Origin of the sequence: Burkholderia sp. Tr-862 (assembly GCF_011753085.1) — a bacterium.
GTDB lineage: Bacteria > Pseudomonadota > Gammaproteobacteria > Burkholderiales > Burkholderiaceae > Burkholderia > Burkholderia ambifaria.
The window spans coordinates 1-21,506 of sequence record NZ_VWWG01000112.1; the positions used below are offsets into that span (position 1 = coordinate 1).

The 21,506-nt window shown below is 67.8% G+C and carries 18 protein-coding genes; 12 read left to right on the top strand and 6 right to left on the bottom strand.

The annotated features are described in order from the left end of the window. Positions 1-270: Sua5 family C-terminal domain-containing protein (locus F3J14_RS24405; RefSeq protein WP_282100731.1), on the top strand; the 270-nt coding region annotated here is incomplete at its 5' end. A 153-nt stretch (positions 271-423) separates the two neighbouring features. Here the strand turns inward: F3J14_RS24405 and F3J14_RS24410 are convergent. From F3J14_RS24410 to dacB, 3 genes are all read right to left on the bottom strand, one after another. After that, entirely contained in the window at positions 424-1,560 is a 1,137-nt protein-coding gene (locus F3J14_RS24410) for an SGNH/GDSL hydrolase family protein (protein WP_166725171.1), read from the bottom strand. A 95-nt stretch (positions 1,561-1,655) separates the two neighbouring features. Continuing rightward, on the bottom strand, positions 1,656-2,570 hold the full coding sequence (locus tag F3J14_RS24415) for a sterol desaturase family protein (RefSeq protein WP_166725172.1): 915 nt from the start codon (positions 2,568-2,570) through the stop codon (positions 1,656-1,658). A gap of 242 nt (positions 2,571-2,812) precedes the next feature. Beyond that, the gene (dacB, locus tag F3J14_RS24420; protein WP_166725173.1) at positions 2,813-4,345 is read right to left on the bottom strand and encodes a D-alanyl-D-alanine carboxypeptidase/D-alanyl-D-alanine-endopeptidase; all 1,533 of its coding nucleotides are present in this window, start codon (positions 4,343-4,345) and stop codon (positions 2,813-2,815) included. A gap of 181 nt (positions 4,346-4,526) precedes the next feature. Between dacB and F3J14_RS24425 the strand changes: the two genes are divergently transcribed. The 6 genes from F3J14_RS24425 to F3J14_RS24450 all read left to right on the top strand — a co-directional run bounded on the left by F3J14_RS24425 (position 4,527) and on the right by F3J14_RS24450 (position 9,939). Beyond that, positions 4,527-5,189 (top strand): response regulator, encoded by a 663-nt coding sequence (locus F3J14_RS24425; RefSeq protein ID WP_034177105.1) that lies wholly within the window; start codon positions 4,527-4,529, stop codon positions 5,187-5,189. A 3-nt stretch (positions 5,190-5,192) separates the two neighbouring features. Next, positions 5,193-6,530, top strand: a complete 1,338-nt coding sequence (locus tag F3J14_RS24430) for an ATP-binding protein (protein ID WP_166725174.1) — start codon at positions 5,193-5,195, stop codon at positions 6,528-6,530. Between the two features lie 133 nt (positions 6,531-6,663). Next, positions 6,664-8,148, top strand: a complete 1,485-nt coding sequence (locus F3J14_RS24435; protein ID WP_166725175.1) for a DegQ family serine endoprotease — start codon at positions 6,664-6,666, stop codon at positions 8,146-8,148. A gap of 94 nt (positions 8,149-8,242) precedes the next feature. Then, a complete protein-coding gene (locus F3J14_RS24440; RefSeq protein ID WP_166725176.1) occupies positions 8,243-8,707 on the top strand; it encodes a carboxypeptidase-like regulatory domain-containing protein in 465 nt (154 codons plus the stop codon). Positions 8,708-8,843: 136 nt separating this feature from the next. Further along, positions 8,844-9,203, top strand: coding sequence for a DUF427 domain-containing protein (locus F3J14_RS24445; RefSeq protein ID WP_006749988.1), 360 nt, complete (start codon positions 8,844-8,846; stop codon positions 9,201-9,203). 28 nt (positions 9,204-9,231) lie between these two features. Beyond that, a complete protein-coding gene (locus F3J14_RS24450; RefSeq protein ID WP_166725177.1) occupies positions 9,232-9,939 on the top strand; it encodes an SRPBCC domain-containing protein in 708 nt (235 codons plus the stop codon). A 54-nt stretch (positions 9,940-9,993) separates the two neighbouring features. On the opposite strand, the gene F3J14_RS24455 is transcribed toward F3J14_RS24450, so the two are convergent. After that, positions 9,994-10,995, bottom strand: coding sequence for a helix-turn-helix domain-containing protein (locus tag F3J14_RS24455; RefSeq protein WP_166725178.1), 1,002 nt, complete (start codon positions 10,993-10,995; stop codon positions 9,994-9,996). Positions 10,996-11,147: 152 nt separating this feature from the next. Between F3J14_RS24455 and F3J14_RS24460 the strand changes: the two genes are divergently transcribed. Further along, positions 11,148-11,801, top strand: a complete 654-nt coding sequence (locus F3J14_RS24460) for a cysteine hydrolase family protein (RefSeq protein ID WP_166725179.1) — start codon at positions 11,148-11,150, stop codon at positions 11,799-11,801. Positions 11,802-11,921: 120 nt separating this feature from the next. Here the strand turns inward: F3J14_RS24460 and F3J14_RS24465 are convergent, their stop codons facing one another. Next, positions 11,922-12,563 carry a TetR family transcriptional regulator gene (locus tag F3J14_RS24465; protein ID WP_166725180.1) on the bottom strand — a complete coding sequence of 214 codons (642 nt, stop codon included), beginning with the start codon at positions 12,561-12,563 and terminating at the stop codon, positions 11,922-11,924. Positions 12,564-12,961: 398 nt separating this feature from the next. Between F3J14_RS24465 and F3J14_RS24470 the strand changes: the two genes are divergently transcribed. From F3J14_RS24470 to F3J14_RS24480, 3 genes are read left to right on the top strand one after another with little or no spacing between them, the layout of a single operon-like run. Beyond that, on the top strand, positions 12,962-14,248 hold the full coding sequence (locus F3J14_RS24470) for an efflux RND transporter periplasmic adaptor subunit (RefSeq protein WP_166725181.1): 1,287 nt from the start codon (positions 12,962-12,964) through the stop codon (positions 14,246-14,248). Positions 14,249-14,263: 15 nt separating this feature from the next. Beyond that, entirely contained in the window at positions 14,264-17,464 is a 3,201-nt protein-coding gene (locus F3J14_RS24475; RefSeq protein WP_166725182.1) for an efflux RND transporter permease subunit, read from the top strand. Then, on the top strand, positions 17,464-18,987 hold the full coding sequence (locus F3J14_RS24480; protein WP_166725183.1) for an efflux transporter outer membrane subunit: 1,524 nt from the start codon (positions 17,464-17,466) through the stop codon (positions 18,985-18,987). The genes F3J14_RS24475 and F3J14_RS24480 overlap by 1 nt, the downstream gene beginning before the upstream one ends. 313 nt (positions 18,988-19,300) lie before the next feature. On the opposite strand, the gene F3J14_RS24485 is transcribed toward F3J14_RS24480, so the two are convergent. Next, positions 19,301-20,677, bottom strand: a complete 1,377-nt coding sequence (locus F3J14_RS24485; RefSeq protein ID WP_166725184.1) for a nucleobase:cation symporter-2 family protein — start codon at positions 20,675-20,677, stop codon at positions 19,301-19,303. A 447-nt stretch (positions 20,678-21,124) separates the two neighbouring features. Between F3J14_RS24485 and F3J14_RS24490 the strand changes: the two genes are divergently transcribed. Further along, a partial coding sequence (locus F3J14_RS24490; protein ID WP_247682282.1) for an FGGY family carbohydrate kinase occupies positions 21,125-21,506 on the top strand: 382 nt, incomplete at its 3' end.

Below are 21,506 nucleotides of genomic sequence, written 5' to 3' on the forward strand. Positions count from 1 at the left end.
TTCGCGGCCGCGCAGACCGACGGCGAACGCGTCGCGCTCGTCGCACGCGCGTCGCGCGCGGGACGCTGGGCGGAGGCCGACGGCGTGCATTTCGTCGCGGCGCCGGAAGATCCGCAGGCGTATGCGCGCGACCTGTACGGCATGCTGCGCGCGCTCGATCGTGCGGACGTCGCGCGGATTCTCGTCGAGAAGCTGCCGGACACCGTCGAATGGATCGCGGTCAACGACCGGCTCGGCCGCGCGGCGGCCGCGTTCGAAGCGCAGCGCTAGCGCGGCAATCCGCAGCAAGCCGCGCACCGATACCCGCGCCGAAAGGACGAACGCCCGACCGGGAACCGGTCGGGCGTTTTCGTTTGATGCGGTTCGCGACGCGCCCCGGCCTGCTGCATCCGGTCGGGGCGCGTCGCGACGGCTTCGGTGCGCTTACTTGCCGACGCCGGATGCCGCGATCTGCTTTTCGACGAACTGCGCGACCAGCACGCCCATGTGCGTCGACGGGTGGACCGTGTCGGCGAACATGTAGGTCTGGTCCGCGTTCGGGGTCGTGTAGGTCTGCGGCGAGCAGAACAGCGACGAGCCGAATGCGCTCGGCATCGGTGCGCCGAACGCCTTCGCCGCGTTGATCATCGCCTCCAGGTTGCACGCGGTGCCGGTGTTCGACACGGTGAAGCCGTTCGCCTGGTAGTTGGCCGTGATGCCGTCCTGCCACGAGAACGTGTCCATCAGCACGTACTTGGTCGTGTCGACCTTCAGCGCGGCCAGCGTGCCGGCGAGCGTCTGATTGAACAGCCCCGACAACTGCGTGAACGCGGCCTGCGTGCCGCTCGACACGGCCAATGGCGTGCCGCCGATGTCCGGCACGTTCGACACGAACACGTGCGTGCCGCCCGCCGCGACGATCTGCTGGACGATGCCCGCGAACTGCTGCGCGGCGAGACCGATCGCCTGGGCCGCCGCGAGCTGAGCGGCCGGCGTGTTGCCTTGCGCTTGCGCGACCTGCGCCTGGTAGAAAATGTCGTTCGCGCCGCCGTTGAGCAGCACGATCTGGCCTGCGTTGAAGCTGCCGTGCTGCGACAGGTACTGCTTCACCTGGTCGGCGATCGGGATCGTCGTCGCCTGTGCGTAGTCGGAATTCGGCACGCTTGCGTCCGCGTGGCCGATGCCCGGCTGCAGCGTGACGCGCGAGCCGCCCTGCGCATAGCCGAGGCCGCCCGTCGCCTGCAGCGGGATGCCGAAGCCGCCTTGGTTGGCGGGCTGGAGCGTGTCGCCGTAGTAGGTCGCGACGAGTTGTGTCCAGACCTGCCCCGGGTTGGTCGTGAAGCGGCCGCCGCCGAAGCCGAGCTTGATCTGCGAGTAGGTGCCGGCGTCGGACAGGCTGTCGCCGAACGACACGACCTGCATCTTCACGCCCGACGGCGGCGTGTTCGACGCGCTGCTGTTGTTGTCGTCGCCGCCGCCGCAGGCGGCGAGCAGCGCGAGCGCGGCGCCGGCGATCGCGACCTGCGCGGTGCGCAGCATGCGTTGACGGTGGCGGGAAGGTGCGTGTTGTTGTGATTGCATCGTTCGATCTCCTCGTAGATATGGCCTGATGTATTTCTCATCTGCCGCGTGCCTGCCTGGTTCCGGGCTGCGCGGCGGCCGTTGGCTGAAACGGTTTATTGGTCACGCGCAGCCGCAAGCGGCACGGCGCGCGGATCCTGGTTCGCGGCCTCTGCAATCTGCGCATGATAAGCGCTCGCCCATTCGGGCGGGCCGAAAATCGCGCGCAGCTTGTTGCGCCATCCGTCGATGCGCAACGCGTCGGCCGCCATCGACACCCACTCGTGGAACGTCGCGACGAGCGGGTTGTTCGAGCCGAGCGGCTCGACGATTCCATATTGCGGCGGATCGTCGGGCGACTCCTCGACGTAGCTGCCGAACAGGCGATCCCAGATCACGAGCACACCTGCGTAATTGCGGTCGATGTAGCGCGGGTTGCGTGCATGGTGCGCGCGATGGATCGACGGCGTGTTGAGCACGTATTCGAGCCAGCCGAGCTTGCCGATCGCCTGCGTGTGCACGAAGAACTGGAACGCGAGGTTGATCAGCACGACACCGACGATCTGCTGCGGCGGAAAGCCGACGAACGCGAGCGGCAGCCAGAACGCCCACATGCCCGCGACGGGATACATCAGGCTCTGCCGGAATGCGGTCGAGAAATTCATCCGCTCGGACGAGTGGTGCACGACGTGCGCGGCCCACAGCCAGCGCACGCGATGGCTCGCGCGATGGAACACGTAGTAGAGGAAGTCCTGGCCGATGAACAGCACGGCGAACGACAGCCAGCCGTCGTGCCACGTGAACAGCCGGAAATGTGCGTAGCAGTACGCATAAACGGGGATCACGAACAGCCACGCGAGCTTGTCGGCGCCCTGGTGCATCAGCGCGAGCGCCGCGTTGCACAGCGTGTCGCGCCACGCATAGACACGGTCCTGCGCACGCGTGCGGGCGAGGTGCCAGGCCTCCCACGCGATGCAGAGCAGGAAGACGGGCGCCAGCGCGAGCAGAAGCAATTCGACGTCGAATCGCATGGACGTGTCTCCTCCTTTCCCCTGCAAGCCGTGAGGCCGGGCCTATGGCCCGTTGTAGATATCGGTCAGGCCAACAGCCTACGCAATCGCCACGCGCTAGGCGAGAGGGCAGCGTAGAGGGTTCCCTCTGAGGACAGGGTTTCTACGGAAACCATGTGCAACGGGGCCGCGCGGTGCGGCCCCGTTTTATGGCGCAGCGCGCGGGCGGTGCGCGGGTGCGCCGCGTCGCGCCACGTGCGCCGTCAGTGCGCGCCCGCGTAGATCCATTCGAGCAGCGTGTCGTGCGCGGCGCGCGCGGCTTCCGCGTGATCGTCGTTGATGAAACTCACGACGATGTAGCTCTGGCCGTCCGCGCCCGCGACGTAGCCCGCGATCGCGCGCACGTCGCGCAGCGTGCCCGTCTTGATGTGCGCGTTGCCGAGCACGCCGGCGTTGGTCAGGCGGTTCTTCATCGTGCCGTCGATGCCGGCGACCGGCAGCGAATCGACGAACGCCTGCGCGACCGGGCTCGCGTTCGCGGCCTGCAGCAGCGCGGCGAGCGACAGCGCGCTCACGTGCTCGTCGCGCGACAGGCCCGAGCCGTTCTCGAGCGCGAGGTCGGGCATCGCGATCCCGCTCTTCTGCAGGAACGCGTGAATCGCGCGGCTCGACTGCTCGGGTGTCGCGGGCGGCTTGCCGGCGACCGCGCCGATCGTCAGGAACAGGTTGCGCGCCATCACGTTGTTGCTGAACTTGTTGATGTCGTAGACGATGCTGCCGAGCACCGGGCTGTGATGGACGGCGAGCGGGCGTGCGGTGGTCGGCACCTTGCCTTCGCTGACCGGTCCCGCGATCGTGCCGCCGTCCTGTTGCCACAGCGCGAGGAAGCCGCGCGCGAAGAACGTCGTGTGATCGAGGATCGCGAGATTGGTCGTGCGCGCGCCGCAGCGCAGCGGATAGTCGCCGGCGAACGACGCGGTCATGATCCCGCTGCCGGCCGACAGCGTCGGACGCGCGGCCGCGGCAGCCGCGCCGCACGATCCGCTGCCTTCGTACAGCTGGTTGTCGATCGACAGATTGGCGAGCGGCGGCAGCACATCGACGGCGACCTTGCCGTCGTCACCCGGCGTCACCGTAAACGACACGGCCTTGAACGCGTACAGCAGCGGATCGGGGCCGACGTTGTACGGTGCGCTCACGTCGTCGTCGAACGACGGCAGGTCGCGCGTCGACGCGGCGAAATAGCTCTTGTCGAGCACGAGGCCGCCGGCCACGCGCTTGATGCCCGCCTTGCGGAGCTTGTCGACGAGGTCGATCAGCTCCTCGGGCACGAGCTTCGGATCGCCGGTGCCCTTGATGTACAGGTTGCCTTGCAGCGTGCCGTCCGGATCGACCTGGCCGTCCGCATACGCGGTGGTGCGCCAGCGGAAGTCGGGGCCGAGGATCGACAGGCCCGAGAAGGTCGTGACGAGCTTCATCGTCGACGCCGGCAGCATCGGCCGGCTCGCGTTCCATTCGATCAGCGGCTCGGGATCGCCGACGCGCTCGACGACGACGCTCATCGCCGATGCCGGCACCTTCGCGCGCTGCAGCGCGACGAGCACCGACGCCGGCAGGCCGGCCGCGCGCGCGGCGGGCGACACGACGACGGTCTTGCGCGCTTCCTTGTGGGGCTTCTTGCGGGCCTGCGCGGACGGTGCGAACGCAAGGGCCGTGCAGGTGGCGACGACGGCGGCCGCACGCAGGCAGAGGCGGGCGCGGGGCGCGAACCGGGCGGAGAGATCGGAAATCGGCATGGGCGAATACGGGAAATGCAGGGGTTCGGGCAGGGCGCGCGGCGCGCCGGAGCGCACATTGTAGAGACAAGTGCGCACACGCTCCTTGCAATCCGCCTTTCTGTTGCATTGCAGGCGGCGCGCGCGATTCGCGGCGCTACAATGGTCGCCATGTTGACTCGCCCCATGGGTTCCGGTTCCGATGCGGATTCTCCTTGTTGAAGACGATCGAATGATTGCCGAAGGCGTACGCAAGGCGTTGCGCGCCGACGGCTTCGCGGTCGACTGGGTGCAGGACGGCGACGCGGCGCTCACGGCGCTCGGCGGCGAGGCGTACGACCTGCTGCTGCTCGATCTCGGCCTGCCGAAGCGCGACGGCATTGACGTGCTGCGCACGCTGCGTGCGCGCGGGCAGTCGCTGCCGGTGCTGATCGTCACCGCGCGCGATGCGGTCGCCGATCGCGTGAAGGGGCTCGACGCGGGCGCCGACGACTACCTCGTCAAGCCGTTCGACCTCGACGAACTGGGCGCGCGGATGCGCGCGCTGATCCGCCGCCAGGCGGGGCGCAGCGAATCGCTGATCCGCCACGGCGCGCTGACGCTCGATCCCGCGTCGCACCAGGTGACGCTCGACGGCGCGCCCGTCGCGCTGTCCGCGCGCGAGTTCGCGCTGCTCCAGGCGCTGCTGGCGCGGCCCGGCGCGGTGCTGTCGAAGAGCCAGCTCGAGGAGAAGATGTACGGCTGGGGCGAGGAGATCGGCAGCAACACGGTCGAGGTCTACATCCACGCGCTGCGCAAGAAGCTCGGTTCGGACCTGATCCGCAACGTGCGCGGGCTCGGCTACATGGTCGTCAAGGAAAGCTGACGCGTGAGGTCGATTCGTCATCAATTGCTGATCTGGCTGCTCGCGATCGTCGTCGCCGGCGTGGGCCTCGCGGGCTGGCTGATCTACCGGCAGGCGCTCGCCGAAGCGAACGAACTGTTCGACTACCAGCTGCAGGAAATCGCCGCGGCGCTGCCGTCCGAGCCGTTCTCGCAGGTGTTCGGTTCGCGCACCAACGGCGACGAAGGCATCGTGATCCAGATCTGGAACCGCAACGGCGTGCTGATGTACTTCTCGCATCCGCGCGCGCCGATCGCGCCGCGCGCGGAACTCGGCTTCTCGACCGAGCGCACCGATCGCGGCGAATGGCGTGTGTACGGCGCGATCGTCGGCGACAACGTCGTGCAGCTCGCGCAGCCGCTGTCGGTGCGCAACCGGCTCGCGGCGAACGTCGCGCTGCGCACGCTGTGGCCGCTGATCGTGCTGCTGCCGTTCCTCGGCGCGGCGGTCTGGGTGATCGTCGGGCGCGGGCTCGCGCCGCTCGCCCGCGTGACGCGCGCGGTCGAGGCACGCCGCCCGGAAGCGCTCGATCCCTTGCACGATGCGGGCCTGCCGCTCGAGGTGCAGCCGCTCGTGCGCGCGCTGAACGGGCTGCTCGCGCGGCTGTCGGCGGCGCTCGACACGCAGAAGGCCTTCGTCGCCGATGCCGCGCACGAACTGCGCACGCCGCTCGCGGCCGTGCAGATCCAGGCGCAGCTCGTCGCCCGCGCGAAGGACGATACATCGCGTCGCGAGGCGATTGCGGATCTCCAGGACGGCGTGTCGCGCGCGACGCGTCTCACCGAGCAACTGCTCGCGCTCGCGCGCGCCGAGCCGGACGGCGCGACGATGCGCGAGCCGGTCGATCTGCAGGCGCTGCTCGTCGAATGCGTGGCCGCGCATGCGCCGCTCGCGCAGCGGCATCACATCGATCTCGGCTTCGAGGAGACCCGCGCGGCGACCGTCGTCGCGGACGTCGGCGCGCTGCGCGTGATGTTCGGCAACCTGCTCGACAACGCGGTGAAGTACACCCCCGATGGCGGCCGTATCGACGTGTCGCTGACGCGCGACGCGGCCGGCCGCGCGTGCGTGCAGATCGGCGACAGCGGGCCCGGCATCCCGGCCGACGAGCGCGAGCGCGTGTTCGATCGCTTCTACCGCGACAGCTCCGCGCGGGCGCGCGCCGACGTGTCGGGCAGCGGGCTCGGGCTCGCGATCGTCAAGCGCGTGGCGGCGCAGCAGGGCGCGACGGTGTCGCTCGGCGACGCTGCCGCGGGCGGCCTGCTCGTGAGCGTCGTGTTCCGCGACGCCGAGATGCCGGCGCAGGCTGCCGAATCCGCATGATGCACGGCGCCGCGCGGGCGCCGGCGCCCGCCCGTCACCAGCGTGAACAGGGTCTAGGCCTCGCTTGAGGTCGATTAAGCCTCCTTTAAGTCAGGGTCGTTACGCTGCGTCCTAACAAAGAGGAGGTCCTACGATGAACACCCGATTCCTTGCGCGCGGCGCCGTCGCGGTCGCCGTGGCGGCCGCCCTGTCCGCCGGCTATGTCGCGGGCACCCGCCGCGCCGATCCGCAGATCATCACGCCCGCGCAGGCCGCGGCGCTGATGCCGGCCGAGGCCGCGGCGAAGACCGGCATTCCCGATTTCTCCGGGCTGGTCGAAACCTACGGCCCGGCGGTCGTGAACATCAGCGCGAAGCACGTCGTGAAGCAGGTGTCGCGACGGGTGCAGCAGCCGCAGCTGCCGATGGATCCGAGCGATCCGTTCTACCAGTTCTTCAAGCACTTCTACGGCCAGGTGCCGGGCATGGGCGGCGACGCGCAGCCGGACGACCAGCCGAGCGCGAGCCTCGGTTCAGGCTTCATCGTCAGCGCCGACGGGTACATCCTCACCAATGCGCACGTGATCGACGGCGCGAACGTCGTCACGGTCAAGCTGACCGACAAGCGCGAGTACAAGGCGAAGGTCGTCGGCTCCGACAAGCAATCCGACGTCGCGGTGCTGAAGATCGACGCGAGCGGCCTGCCGACCGTGAAGATCGGCGACCCGGGCCAGAGCAAGGTCGGCCAATGGGTCGTCGCGATCGGCTCGCCGTACGGCTTCGACAACACGGTCACGTCCGGCATCATCAGCGCGAAATCGCGCGCGCTGCCCGACGAGAACTACACGCCGTTCATCCAGACCGACGTGCCGGTGAACCCCGGCAACTCGGGCGGCCCGCTGTTCAACCTGCAGGGCGAGGTGATCGGCATCAACTCGATGATCTACTCGCAGACGGGCGGCTTCCAGGGCCTGTCGTTCGCGATCCCGATCAATGAGGCGATCAAGGTCAAGGACGAGCTCGTGAAGACGGGCCACGTGAGCCGCGGCCGCCTCGGCGTCGCCGTGCAGGGGCTGAACCAGACGCTCGCGAGCTCGTTCGGACTGCAGAAGCCGGACGGCGCGCTCGTCAGCTCGGTCGACCCGAACGGCCCGGCCGCGAAGGCCGGCCTGCAGCCGGGCGACGTGATCCTGGGGGTGAACGGCTCGCCTGTGGCCGACTCGACGTCGCTGCCCGCACAGATCGCCAACCTGAAGCCGGGTTCGAAGGCCGACCTGCAGGTGTGGCGCGACAAGTCGAAGAAGTCGATCAGCGTGACGCTTGGCGCGATGACCGACGCGAAGCTGGCGTCGAACGACGGCGGCCCGGTCGAGCAGGGGCGCCTCGGCGTCGCGGTGCGGCCCCTCACGCCGCAGGAGCGCAGCGCCGCCAACCTGTCGCACGGGCTGATCGTGCAGCAGGCCGGCGGCCCGGCAGCGACCGCGGGCATCCAGCCTGGCGACGTGATCCTCGCGGTCAACGGCCGCCCGGTCACGAGCGCCGAGCAATTGCGCGATGCGGTCAAGGGAGCGGGCAACAGTCTTGCTCTCCTGATTCAGCGCGATAATGCACAGATCTTCGTGCCGGTCGACCTGAGCTGACCGGCGGCCGTTGCGGGCCGGCTTCGCCGGCCCTCGCGGGCGCTGCCGGCGTTCGGCCCCGTGGTGCTGTGTTCCGACCCGAAAGGAGAGAGCCATGCAATATCTACGCAACGTGTCCCGAATTGCCGCCGCCGCGGCACTCGCCGCCGGCCTCGTAGGCGCCGCGCCCGGCGCCTACGCGCAATCGGACGGCTTGCCCGCGGCGAGCCAGCAGGACGGCTTGCCTGCGGCGAGCCAGCAGGGTGATGTCAGCTATGTGTCGGGCGGCATCGGCAAGGATCAATCGACGGCATTCGAGCAAAGCGAAGCGGCGTGGCCGCTGGCGCTGCGCTTCACCGGCCCGGGCGGCGAATTCCTGGCCGACGTCCATGTGCGGATCGTCGACGCCAAGGGCACCGAATTGCTGAAGACGGACGCGCGCGGCCCGTACATGCTCGTGAAGCTGCCGCCGGGGCGCTACACCGTTCACGCGTCGTACCAGGGCAGCGACGAATCGCGCGCGGTCACGGTCGGTGCGAAGGGCGGCGCGAAGGCCGCGTTCCGGTGGAATACGCAATAGCGGATCGCGCGGGCCCGGTCGGGTCGCGCAATCGGGTGCAGTTTCGCCCATAATGAGAGCCACGGCCCCTGTGCCGTGGCTTTTTCGTTTCCTGTACCCGGCTTGCCTGCCGGGGCCGCCGCCCGGAGAAGAAACGATGTCCGATGCCGCCGACCCTCGCCTAGAAATCGTGCCGAACCGCCATCGCGTGCGCGTGATTCATCGCGGCATCACGTACGCCGACTCGCAGGGCGCACTGACCGTGCGCGAAACGGGCCTGCCGGACATCCATTACCTGCCGCGCGGCGACGTCAACATGCACCGGCTCGTGAAGTCGAGTGTCACGACGGCGTGTCCGTTGAGGGGGCAGGCCGTATATTTCCATCTGCAGACCGAAGACGGCGTGATCGAGAACGCCGCGTGGAGTTACGAGGAACCGGGGGAGACCGCGTCCGCGCTTGCGCACTACGTCGCCTTCGATGTCGCTCGGGTCGACAATCTCATCGAGACGTCCTGATACGGCGTGGGTTCATCGGGGAGGCATCATGGAACTGACCGACACGTTACGCGTACCGCTCGCGCCGGCTGTCGTGCGGGAGGCACTGGAGGATCTCGCGTTGCTGCGGGCGAGCTTCGACCATTGCGAATCGTTCGTGAAGCTCGCGCACGGCGAGTTCGCGCTGACGATCACGGTCCCGCTTGGCCCGCTGCGTGCGCGCTACGACGTGCGTGCGCATTCGGCGAGCGAGCAGGGCGACGCGGAAGGGCAGCCGCGCCGCGTGCTCAACTTCAAGGCGCGGGCCGACGGCCTCGGCGCGCTGCGCGGGCAGGTCGAGCTTGTGCTGCTGCCGGACGACGACGAAGCCGCGACGCGCACCAAATACGTGGTGTGGGCGACGGCGAGCGGGCCGCTTGCCGAGTTGCCGGCGCGGCAGATCGAGAATGCGCTGCACGAGTGGACCGACGATTTCTTCCGCGAATTCTGCGCGGTCGTGCAGGCGAAGCACGGTCTCGTGCCGAACCGCGCGCGCTCGAGCCCGCAGCGTCGCCAGCATGTGTTCCTGCGGCCCGCGTCGCTGATGGCCGCGGCGAAGCGTCCGCTGTCGTCGCACCTCGGCAGCGCGCTGAGCGGCCGCGCCGCGAGCGCCGTTCATCATCGCGAATCCGGCCCGCTGCCCGTCTGGGCGTGGGCGGCGATCATCGTGTTCGTCGCGTTGCTGCTGTATGCGGCGCGCTGGATCAACGGCGCCTGAGCGGCTGCGCTCGCTAGCGCGTCGCCCGGCCGAGCGCCGGCGGCGCGGCGGCCACTAGCGCCGCGCGTCGGGCCCGGCGCCGCGAAATTCCCTCCGATATGCCGACGGCGACGTGCCGAGCGCGCCCGCGAAATGCTGGCGCAGCGACACGCTCGAGCCATAGCCGGCCGCCTGCGCGATCGCGTCGATCGATTGTCCGGTGGTTTCCAGCAGATGTTGCGCACGCGTGAGCCGCTCGGCCTGCAGCCACGCGGTGACGGTCGTGCCCGTCGCCTGGCGGAAGTGGCGCGTGAACGTGCGCCGGCTCATCAGTACGCGTTCGGCGAGCGAATCCACACTGTGTGCGGCATCGAGATGCGCGCGCACCCAGTCGAGCAGGCCCGCGAGTCGCGCGTCGCGCGGATGCGCGGCGACTGGCTGCGGCACGTATTGCGCCTGCCCGCCCTGGCGGTGCGGCGGGATCACGAGACGGCGCGCGATCTGGTTCGCGGCGTTCGAGCCGAAGCGCCGCCGCACCACGTGCAGGCAGCAGTCGAGCCCCGCGGCCGTGCCGGCCGACGTCATCAGGTTGCCGTCGTCGACGTATAGCACGTCGGGGTCGAGCTTCACGCGCGGAAAGCGCTGCGCGAAGTCGTCGGCCCACGCCCAGTGCGTCGTGGCCGGGCGCCCGTCGAGCAGCCCGGCCGCGGCGAGCACGTACGCGCCGAGGCACAGGCCGACGACCTGCGCGCCGCGCGCGGCCGCCGCGCGTACCGCGTCGACCAGCACGTCCGGCGGCGCTTCGGCCGGATCGCGCCACGCCGGCACGATGACGATGTCCGCGTCGTCGAGTGCGTCGAGCCCGTGCGGCGCGGTGATCGTGAAGCCGCCCGTCGTCGACAGCGGGCCGCGCTCGGCCGAGCACACGCGGAACTCGAACGCGGGCGTCGCGGCCGCATCGCGCTCCTTGCCGAACACGACGGACGGCACCGACAGGTGGAACGGGCTGATGCCGTCGTACGCGATCACGGCGACGACGGTCGGGGCGGGGGCAACGGACGACGCAGCGGCGCGCATGACGGGCTCCGGAATGGCGATGGCCCGATTCTATCGAAGAATGGCTATCGGGCCACTGTCCTCAAGCGCGATGCGATCCGACAATGCATCCCATCGCGCTGCTGTCCGCCCCGTTCCGGAGCGGGGCGGCGCGGCCGAACCCGGAGCCTGCCATGTCGAACGCCGTATCGCCTTCCGCTTCCCGCCGTGCCCTGATCGTGATCGATGTCCAGAACGAATACGTGACGGGCAACCTGCCGATCGAGTATCCGCCCGTCGCCACATCGCTCGCGAACATCGGCCGCGCGATCGACGCCGCGCATGCGGCCGGCGTGCCCGTGATCGTCGTTCAGCACGTCGCGCCGGCGGGTGCGCCGATCTTCGCGCCCGGCACGGACGGCGTCGCGCTGCATCCGGTCGTCGCCGACCGGCCGTATGCGCACCTGATCGTGAAGGCGCAGGCCAGCGCGTTCGCCGGCACCGATCTCGCCGCGTGGCTCGACGCGCACGGCATCGACACGCTCTCGGTCACCGGCTACATGACGCACAACTGCAATGCGGCGACGGTCTATCACGCGGCGCACGCGGGGCTCGCCGTCGAATACCTGACGGACGCAACCGGTGCGTTGCCGTACGAGAACGAAGCGGGCGCGGCGAGCGCCGAGGAGATTCACCGCGCGTACACGGTGGTGTTCCAGTCGAATTTCGCGGCCGTGATGTCGACCGATGCATGGATCGCGGGACTCGGCGGCGCGGCGATGCCGACGCGCGATTCGGTGGCCGCGTCGAACCGGCGGGCCCGCGCGCAACGCGCGAAGGCGGCCTGAGCGAATCGGGGAAAGTAGAGGAATCGCTCTGGCGGCGCGGCGCTGCCCGCCCGCGCATGGCCGGATCGACCGGCCGATGACGATCAAACGGCGCATGTCGCGCCGTCGGCGGGGCGCCCGTCAGTCGCCCGTCTTCAGCATCGCCGGGCTGTAGCGCATCATGTCGAAGCAGCCGTCGACGAGTTGTTCCGCATGCTGCTCGGCGTCGATTTCGTCGGGCAGCATCAGCATGTCGCGCACGAAACCGCTGACGAGCGTGTGCAGCATCAGCGTCGCGCGCCACGTGTCGAGCCGCTCGGGCAGCAGCTTGAGCCGGACGGCGCCCGCGAGATCGGCATCGATCGCGTGCAGCGCCTCGCTCATCCCTGCGCGGTTGCGCTGCAGCAGCGGCTCCATGTCCGCGACGTATTCGCACTTCATGAACAGGATGCTGAACACGCGTCGCAACTGCGAGTCGCGCTGCACGCCGAGCAGGCACCAGATCAGGATCTTGCGGATCTTGTCGAGCGGATTGCCGCCGGGCGCGTCGAGCGGCATCCGCTTGAGCTCGTCGATCGGCAGGAACACGCGGTCGAACATCGCGTCGAACAACTCGCTCTTGTTCGCGAAATGCCAGTAGATCGCGCCGCGCGTCACGCCGGCGTGCTGGGCGATGTCCGCGAGCGAAGTGTGCGACACGCCCTTCTCGAAGAATACGTGTTCGGCGGCATCGAGAATGCGGTTGCGCGTCTCGAGCGCCTCCTCCTTGGTACGTCTGACCATGTGCAGGCCTGAATGGATCGATCGTAGGTGAATATAGGGTCTGCAACCCTCGTCGCCGTCTCCGGGAGCCGCTATGCTCTCGATTGGAAATAATTCGTAAGATTGGGCGGGTCGCGACGGGCGATCGGGCTTTTTACATACATTCGTGAATGTATATACAATACCACCCTACGATCGAATGGCCCAAGTGGCAATCAGTTAATATCCCACTCTGCTGATTCCCGCCAAAGTACCAGTCCGCAGTTCGCGGCATCTCGTCGGCATGCAGGTCTCGTGCCGACTTGCTGTATCCAGCAGTCCAGTAATTCAGGTGTTCGATCTGCGCCGCGAGGCGCATCCGTGTTGCGCTCCCGCGGGGCGCTGCACTCATTCCATTGGTTACAAACAGAGGTCGCTCCATGCGCGTCGAACGGGTTCCATACCGCTTGATCACTGTCGCGGCAGCCGCGGTTTTCCTGGCTGCCTGCGGAAAAAAAGAATCGGCACCGCCGCCGCAAACGCCGGAAGTCGGTGTCGTCACCGTCCAGCCGCAATCCGTTCCGGTCTTCACCGAACTGCCGGGCCGCACCAGCGCCTTCCTCGTCGCGCAGGTCCGCGCGCGGGTCGACGGCATCGTGCTGCGCCGTGAATTCACCGAAGGCGGCGACGTCAAGGCCGGCCAGCGCCTCTACAAGATCGACCCGGCACCGTACATCGCTCAGCTGAACAGCGCGAAGGCGACGCTCGCGAAGGCGCAGGCGAACCTCGTCACGCAGAACGCGCTGGTCGCGCGCTACAAGGTGCTGGTGGCCGCGAATGCGGTCAGCAAGCAGGAATACGACAACGCGGTGGCCACGCAAGGCCAGGCCGCGGCGGACGTCGCGGCCGGCAAGGCAGCGGTCGATACCGCGCAGATCAACCTCGGCTATACGGACGTCGTGTCGCCGATCACCGGCCGCGTCGGCATTTCGCAAGTCACGCCGGGCGCTTACGTGCAGGCGAGCCAGGCGACGCTGATGTCGACGGTGCAGCAGCTCGATCCGGTCTATGTCGACCTGACGCAGTCGAGCCTCGAGGGGCTGAAGCTGCGCCAGGACGTGCAGAGCGGCCGCCTGAAGACGAGCGGCCCGGGCGCGGCGAAGGTATCGCTGATCCTGGAGGACGGCAAGACCTATTCGGACGCCGGCAAGCTGCAGTTCTCGGACGTGACGGTCGACCAGACGACGGGCTCGGTGACGATCCGCGCGGTGTTCCCGAACCCGGGCCGCGTGCTGCTGCCGGGGATGTTCGTGCGCGCACGGATCGAGGAAGGCGTGAACGAGAACGCGTACCTGGTGCCGCAGATCGGCGTCACGCATGACGCGAAGGGCCAGGCGGTCGCGCTGGTCGTGAACGCGAGCAACAAGGTCGAGCCGCGTCCGCTGAAGACGACCGGCATGCAAGGTCAGAACTGGATCGTCGAAGGCGGCCTGCAAGCGGGCGACCGCGTGATCGTGCAGGGCGTCGAGAAGGTTCGTCCGGGCGCGACGGTGAAGTCGGTCGCCGCGCAGTTGCCGGCCGCCGATGCCGCATCGGGTGCAGCCGCATCCACCGCGCCGGCCGCCGCCGCTGCCTCGGGTGCCGCAGCCTCGGGTGCCGCAGCCTCGGGTGCCGCCGCATCGGGCGCAGCGCCGGCGAGCGCCGCCGCTGCTTCGAGCGCGAAATAACAGGGAGCCTGTTTCATGGCAAAGTTTTTTATCGATCGCCCGATCTTCGCGTGGGTGATCGCCATCATCCTGATGCTGGCCGGGGTCGCGGCGATCTTCACGCTGCCGATCTCGCAGTATCCGACGATCGCGCCGCCATCGATCCAGATCACCGCGAACTACCCGGGCGCTTCCGCGAAGACCGTGGAAGACACGGTGACGCAGGTGATCGAGCAGCAGATGAGCGGTCTCGACAACTTCCTGTACATGTCGTCGACGAGTGACGACTCGGGCAACGCGACGATCACGCTGACCTTCGCGCCGGGCACCAACGCCGACATCGCGCAGGTCCAGGTGCAGAACAAGCTGTCGCTCGCGACGCCGGTTCTGCCGCAGGTCGTGCAGCAGCTTGGTCTGTCGGTGACGAAGTCGAGCAGCAGCTTCCTGCTGGTGCTCGCCTTCAACTCCGAAGACGGCAGCATGAACAAGTACGATCTCGCGAACTTCGTGGCGTCGCACGTGAAGGATCCGATCAGCCGGTTGAACGGCGTCGGTACCGTCACGCTGTTCGGCTCGCAGTACGCGATGCGGATCTGGCTCGACCCGACCCGCCTCACGAACTACGGCCTCACGCCGGTCGACGTGTCGAGCGCGATCGCCGCGCAGAACGTGCAGATCGCGGGCGGCCAGATCGGCGGCACGCCGGCCAAGCCGGGCACCGTGCTGCAGGCGACGATCACCGAATCGACGCTGCTGCAGACGCCCGAGCAGTTCGGCAACATCCTGCTGAAGGTCAACCAGGACGGCTCGCAGGTTCGCCTGAAGGACGTCTCGAAGATCGAACTCGGCGGCGAAAACTACAACTTCGACACGAAGTACAACGGTCAGCCGACCGCGGCACTCGGTATCCAGCTCGCGACCAACGCGAACGCGCTGGCGACCGCGAAGGCCGTGCGCGCGAAGATCGACGAGCTCGCACCGTTCTTCCCGCACGGCCTCGTCGTGAAGTATCCGTACGACACGACGCCGTTCGTGAAGCTGTCGATCGAGGAAGTGGTCAAGACGCTGCTCGAAGGTATCGTGCTCGTGTTCCTCGTGATGTATCTGTTCCTGCAGAACCTGCGGGCGACGATCATCCCGACGATCGCGGTGCCGGTCGTGCTGCTCGGCACGTTCGCGGTCATGTCGCTGGTGGGCTTCTCGATCAACACGCTGTCGATGTTCGGCCTCGTGCTCGCGATCGGCCTGCTGGTGGACGATGCGATCGTGGTGGTGGAGAACGTCGAGCGCGTGATGGCGGAAGAGGGGCTGTCGCCCAAGGAGGCGACCCGCAAGGCGATGGGCCAGATCACCGGCGCGTTGGTCGGGATCGCGCTCGTGCTGTCGGCCGTGTTCGTGCCGGTGGCGTTCTCCGGCGGGTCGGTCGGCGCGATCTATCGTCAGTTCTCGCTGACGATCGTGACGGCGATGATTCTGTCGGTGCTGGTCGCGTTGATTCTGACGCCCGCACTGTGCGCGACGATCCTCAAGCCGATCCCGCAGGGCCATCACGAAGAGAAGAAGGGCTTCTTCGGCTGGTTCAACCGCACGTTCAACAACAGCCGCGACAAGTACCACGTCGGCGTGCACCACGTGATCAAGCGCTCGGGCCGCTGGCTCATCATCTATCTGGTCGTGATCGTCGCGGTCGGCCTGCTGTTCGTGCGCCTGCCGAAGTCGTTCCTGCCCGATGAAGACCAGGGCCTGATGTTCGTGATCGTGCAGACGCCGTCGGGTTCGACGCAGGAAACGACCGCGCGGACGCTCGCGAACATTTCCGACTACCTGCTGAAGGACGAGAAGGAAATCGTCGAATCGGCGTTCACGGTCAACGGCTTCAGCTTCGCCGGCCGCGGCCAGAACTCCGGTCTGGTGTTCGTGCGCCTGAAGGACTACTCGCAGCGTCAGCACGCGAACCAGAAGGTGCAGGCGCTGATCGGCCGGATGTTCGGCCGCTACGCGGGCTACAAGGACGCGATGGTGATCCCGTTCAACCCGCCGTCGATTCCGGAACTCGGCACGGCCGCCGGCTTCGACTTCGAGCTGACGGACAACGCCGGTCTCGGCCACAACGCGCTGATGGCCGCGCGTAATCAGCTGCTCGGGATGGCCGCGAAGGATCCGACGCTGCAGGGCGTGCGTCCGAACGGGCTGAACGATACGCCGCAGTACAAGGTCGACATCGATCGCGAGAAGGCGAACGCGCTCGGCGTGACGGCGGAGGCGATCGACCAGACGTTCTCGATCGCATGGGCGTCGAAGTACGTGAACAACTTCCTCGATACCGACGGCCGGATCAAGAAGGTGTACGTGCAGTCGGACGCGCCGTTCCGGATGACGCCGGAAGACCTGAACATCTGGTACGTGCGCAACGGGGCGGGCGGGATGGTGCCGTTCGGCGCGTTCGCGAGCGGTCACTGGACGTACGGTTCGCCGAAGCTCGAGCGCTACAACGGCGTGTCGGCGATGGAAATCCAGGGTCAGGCCGCACCGGGCAAGTCGACCGGTCAGGCGATGACCGCGATGGAAGGGCTCGCGAAGAAGCTGCCGGTCGGTATCGGCTATTCGTGGACGGGCCTGTCGTTCCAGGAAATCCAGTCCGGTTCGCAGGCGCCGATCCTGTATGCGATCTCGATCCTGGTCGTGTTCCTGTGTCTCGCGGCGCTGTATGAAAGCTGGTCGATCCCGTTCTCGGTGATCATGGTGGTGCCGCTCGGCGTCGTGGGCGCACTGCTCGCGGCGACGATGCGCGGCCTCGAGAACGACGTGTACTTCCAGGTCGGCCTGCTGACCACCGTGGGCTTGTCCGCGAAGAACGCGATTCTGATCGTGGAGTTCGCCCGCGAGTTGCAGGTGACCGAGAAGATGGGGCCGATCGAGGCCGCGCTGGAAGCGGCGCGTCAGCGGCTGCGTCCGATCCTGATGACGTCGCTCGCGTTCATTCTCGGCGTGATGCCGCTCGCGATCAGCAACGGCGCGGGTTCGGCGAGCCAGCACGCAATCGGTACGGGCGTGATCGGCGGGATGCTCACTGCGACGTTCCTCGCGATTTTCCTGATTCCGATGTTCTTCGTGAAGATCCGTGCGATCTTCAGCGGCGAGAAGGAAGATGCCGACGAGGCACTGCGCCTGGCTCAGGAGCACGCGCGCCACGAAGAGAAGCCGGGCAACGGCGACCAAGGCAACAAGGGACAGTGATGATGCAAAAACACGCTTTGACTGCAATCGCGGTCGCGCTCCTTGCCACGGGCTGCACGATGGCGCCGCATTACAAGCGGCCCGACGCACCCGTCGCGCAGGCGTACCCGGCCGACGGCGTCTATGCGACGCAGCCGGGTGCTGCCGGCGCGCGCAGCGCGAACGGCCAGGCGGCGACCGCCATCGGCTGGCGCGAATTCTTCGTCGATCCGCGCCTGCAGCGGCTGATCGAGATCGCGCTGAAGAACAACCGCGACCTGCGCGTCGCGGTGCTGAACATCGAGGCGGCGCGCGCGCAGTACCAGATCACGCGCGCCGGCCTGTTCCCGACGCTCGACGGCACGGGCACCGGCAATATCCAGCGCGTGCCGCAGGGCCTTTCGCAGACCGGTGCGCCGTACATCTCGCGCGCCTACAACGTCGGCCTGTCCGCGTCGTGGGAGCTCGATCTGTTCGGCCGCGTGCAGAGCCTGAAGGATCAGGCGCTCGCGCAGTACCTGTCGACGTCGTATGCACGGCAGGCCACCGAGATCTCGCTGGTGTCGCAGGTCGCGGATCAGTACCTGACGCTGCTGTCGACCGACGACCTGCTGAAGGTCACGGAAAACACGCTGAAGACCGCGCAGGCGTCGTACGACCTGACGAAGCTGCAGTTCGACAACGGCACGGGCTCCGAGCTCGAGCTGCGTCAGGCGCAGACGGTGGTCGAGCAGGCGCTGTCGAACCAGCAGGCCCAGGCGCGCGCGCGTGCGCAGGCATTGAATGCACTGGTGCTGCTGGTCGGCGAGCCGCTGCCGGACGATCTGCCCGCAGGTATGCCGCTCGACGCGCAGAACCTGCTGACGGACGTGCCGGCCGGCCTGCCGTCGGACCTGCTGACGCGTCGCCCCGACGTGATGCAGGCCGAGCAGACGCTGCTGGCCGCGAACGCGAACATCGGCGCGGCACGCGCGGCGTTCTTCCCGCGCATCTCGCTGACGGGCGCGTTCGGCACCGGGAGCCCCACGCTCGGCGGGCTGTTCAAGGCCGGCACCGCGGCGTGGTCGTTCGCGCCGCAGATCACGATGCCGATCTTCGAAGGCGGCCAGAACATCGCGAACCTGAACCTCGCGAACGTGCAGAAGCGCATCGAGATCGCCAACTACGAGAAGGCGATCCAGTCGGCGTTCCGCGAAGTCTCGGACGGGCTGGCAGCACGCGGCACGTACGACCAGCAGATCGCCGCGCTCGAGCGCAACGAGCACGCGCAGCAGCGTCGTTTCGATCTGTCGGACTTGCGCTACAAGAACGGGGTCGACAGCTACCTGTCGGTGCTGACCGCGCAAACCGATCTGTACACCGCGCAGCAGTCGCTGATCAACGCGCGTCTGGCCCGCTGGACGAACCTGGTCACGCTGTACCGCGCACTGGGCGGCGGCTGGATCCAGCAAGCCGGCGAGACGCCGCGCGCGCCGGACCAGACGGTCGACTACGACAAGCCGGCCGCACCGGCGCCTGCGTCGGCCACAGCGACGAACGGGTAAGCACGACGGCGGGCAGGGGCGGGCGACCGCACCGGCTCGCTGAAGTCGCGGTCCCCGGGATGCGACAACGCCACGGACGAAAGTCCGTGGCGTTTCTTTTGGGCGGCCGGTTTGTCGCGACTGCGTAGCGCCATCACCGCCGTCACCGTCCCGCCGTCACCGGTATCCCCGCCGTCATAGGCATCACCGGCATTACCGCCGTCACCGGCATTACCGCCATCCCCGCTGCCGTCCTCCCCGCAAAGCAAAACGCCACGGCTTGCCGTGGCGTTTTTTGCTTGCCGTCTCGCGCCGGGCGTCCGCCGCGGACCGATCAGTGATGCACGTCGGCCGGGCGTCCGTCGAAGTCATGTCCTGCGCGGCGGATCTCGCACCGCGCGTCCTTCTCGCCCTTCACGCCGTTGAACACGATGTTCAGGATCACGGCGGAGGCCGACGCGAGCAGGATGCCGCTGTGCAGGATCGGTGCGAGCGCGGGCGGCAGCTTCGAGAAGAAGTGCGGCGACACGACCGGAACGAGGCCCATGCCGACGCTCACGGCGACGATGAACAGGTTGTGCGTGTTGTTCACGAAGTCGACCTTCGACAGCACCTTGATGCCGTTTGCCGCCACCATCCCGAACATCACGATGCCCGCGCCGCCGAGCACGAACGGCGGCACCGACGCGACGACCTGCGCCATCTTCGGGAACAGGCCGAGCAGCACCAGGATCACGCCGCCCGTCGCGCAGACGAACCGGCTCTTCACGCCCGTCACGCCGATCAAGCCGACGTTCTGCGAGAACGACGTGTGCGGGAACGAGTTGAAGATGCCGCCGATCAGCGTGCCGAGGCCATCGACGCGCAGGCCGCGCACGAGGCGGTCCTGGTTGACCGGACGATCGACCATGTCGCCGACCGCGAGGAACATGCCGGTCGATTCGATGAACGTGACGAACATCACCGTGACCATCGTCGCGATCGACAGCGGGTCGAAGTGCGGCAGGCCGAAGTGGAACGGCATCACGAAGCCGACCCACGGTGCGAGCGCCACGCCGTCCGTATTCACGCGGCCGACCGCAAACGCGATCACGAAGCCGGCGACGATGCCGAGCAGCACCGAGATGTTCGCGAGGAAGCCGCGGCCGAACTTGTTGATCAGCAGGATCAGCGTGAGCACGAGCAGCGACAGGCCGAGATAGACCGGGCTGCCGTATTCGGGGTTGCCGACGCCGCCGGCGGCCCAGTTGATCCCGACTTCCATCAGCGACAGCCCGATCACCGCGATCACGGTGCCGACCACGACCGGCGGGAAGAACCGCAGCAGCTTGCCGATCATCGGCGCGAGCACGATGCCGATGATGCCGGCCGCGATGGTCGAGCCGAAGATGTCGAGAATGCCGAGGCCGGGGTTGGTGCCGATCGCGATCATCGGGCCGACCGCGGCGAACGTGCAGCCCATGATGACGGGCAGGCGGATCCCGAAGATCCACAGTCCGAGCGTCTGGATCAGCGTGGCGATGCCGCACGAAAACAGATCGGCGCTGATCAGGAACGCGATCTGGTCTTTCGGCAGCTTCAGCGCGCCGCCGACGATAAGCGGCACGGCGACAGCGCCGGCGTACATGACGAGGACGTGCTGGAGACCAAGCGTAACAAGCTTGCCGGTCGGCAGCACCTCATCGCACGGATGGACCGTGTTCGATTGCATCTGTCTCACTCCATGATCTCGTTTTCAGGGTGGTACGAAGTTATGCGGAATGCACCATCGCAACAAGAGCGCTGGGTTCTATTCCGCTCTTTGCTGGTTCGATATGCCGTTTCGGCATGCAACAGGGGGAAGATCATCGGGAAACGCCGCTGGAGTGAGGTTCCCCGGTTTTATAGCCCTTCAAAATAGTGCGGACCCCCGTGTCAAATATCGCCGGCTTTATGGTGTGTATCGGCACTGCGGCATAGTGGCAAAAACGACCTGCGAAAAATCGTGCGGGGTTAACCCGCGAGCGGCCGTTTTCACGCGCAAGATGCAGCCCCGTGAAGCCGCCGCGCGCGGCCGCGTTTTCGCGTTGCCGCGGCGGCAAAAGCGCCGCGCAAATCGGGGCGCATGTCGCGATCCCGCTATCATCGATATCCGTTTACTCGACTACGCCATTCAGCCATGCGCCTGCTCGGAATCGACCTCGGTACCGGCTCCGTCAAACTCGTCACGCTCGATGCCGACGGCGTCGAGCGCGCGGTTGCGAGCGAACCCTATGCGTTGTCTTCGCCGCAGCCCGGCTGGGCCGAAATCGCGCCCGATGTGTGGTGGCAGGCGCTCGTGCGCGCCGCGGCACGGCTGCCGGCCGCCGAGCGCGAGCAGGTCGCCGCGATCGGCTTCTCCGGCCAGATGCATGGCGTCGTGCTGATCGACGCGGCCGGGCAGCCGGTGCGGCCTGCGCTGTTGTGGCCCGACACGCGCGCGGTGCGTGAAGCGGACGCGACCGACTGGCCCGGCGCCGGTTTGCCCGGCGCGCCGAATCCGGTCGCGCCCGGCAAACCGG

Coding starts and splice junctions, on each gene's coding strand:
- F3J14_RS24410 (WP_166725171.1), bottom strand. CDS start 1,560: ATGCAATCACAACAACACGCACCTTCCCGCCACCGTCAACGCATGCTG.
- F3J14_RS24415 (WP_166725172.1), bottom strand. CDS start 2,570: ATGCGATTCGACGTCGAATTGCTTCTGCTCGCGCTGGCGCCCGTCTTC.
- dacB (WP_166725173.1), bottom strand. CDS start 4,345: ATGCCGATTTCCGATCTCTCCGCCCGGTTCGCGCCCCGCGCCCGCCTC.
- F3J14_RS24425 (WP_034177105.1), top strand. CDS start 4,527: ATGCGGATTCTCCTTGTTGAAGACGATCGAATGATTGCCGAAGGCGTA.
- F3J14_RS24435 (WP_166725175.1), top strand. CDS start 6,664: ATGAACACCCGATTCCTTGCGCGCGGCGCCGTCGCGGTCGCCGTGGCG.
- F3J14_RS24440 (WP_166725176.1), top strand. CDS start 8,243: ATGCAATATCTACGCAACGTGTCCCGAATTGCCGCCGCCGCGGCACTC.
- F3J14_RS24445 (WP_006749988.1), top strand. CDS start 8,844: ATGTCCGATGCCGCCGACCCTCGCCTAGAAATCGTGCCGAACCGCCAT.
- F3J14_RS24450 (WP_166725177.1), top strand. CDS start 9,232: ATGGAACTGACCGACACGTTACGCGTACCGCTCGCGCCGGCTGTCGTG.
- F3J14_RS24455 (WP_166725178.1), bottom strand. CDS start 10,995: ATGCGCGCCGCTGCGTCGTCCGTTGCCCCCGCCCCGACCGTCGTCGCC.
- F3J14_RS24460 (WP_166725179.1), top strand. CDS start 11,148: ATGTCGAACGCCGTATCGCCTTCCGCTTCCCGCCGTGCCCTGATCGTG.
- F3J14_RS24465 (WP_166725180.1), bottom strand. CDS start 12,563: ATGGTCAGACGTACCAAGGAGGAGGCGCTCGAGACGCGCAACCGCATT.
- F3J14_RS24470 (WP_166725181.1), top strand. CDS start 12,962: ATGCGCGTCGAACGGGTTCCATACCGCTTGATCACTGTCGCGGCAGCC.
- F3J14_RS24475 (WP_166725182.1), top strand. CDS start 14,264: ATGGCAAAGTTTTTTATCGATCGCCCGATCTTCGCGTGGGTGATCGCC.
- F3J14_RS24480 (WP_166725183.1), top strand. CDS start 17,464: ATGATGCAAAAACACGCTTTGACTGCAATCGCGGTCGCGCTCCTTGCC.
- F3J14_RS24485 (WP_166725184.1), bottom strand. CDS start 20,677: ATGCAATCGAACACGGTCCATCCGTGCGATGAGGTGCTGCCGACCGGC.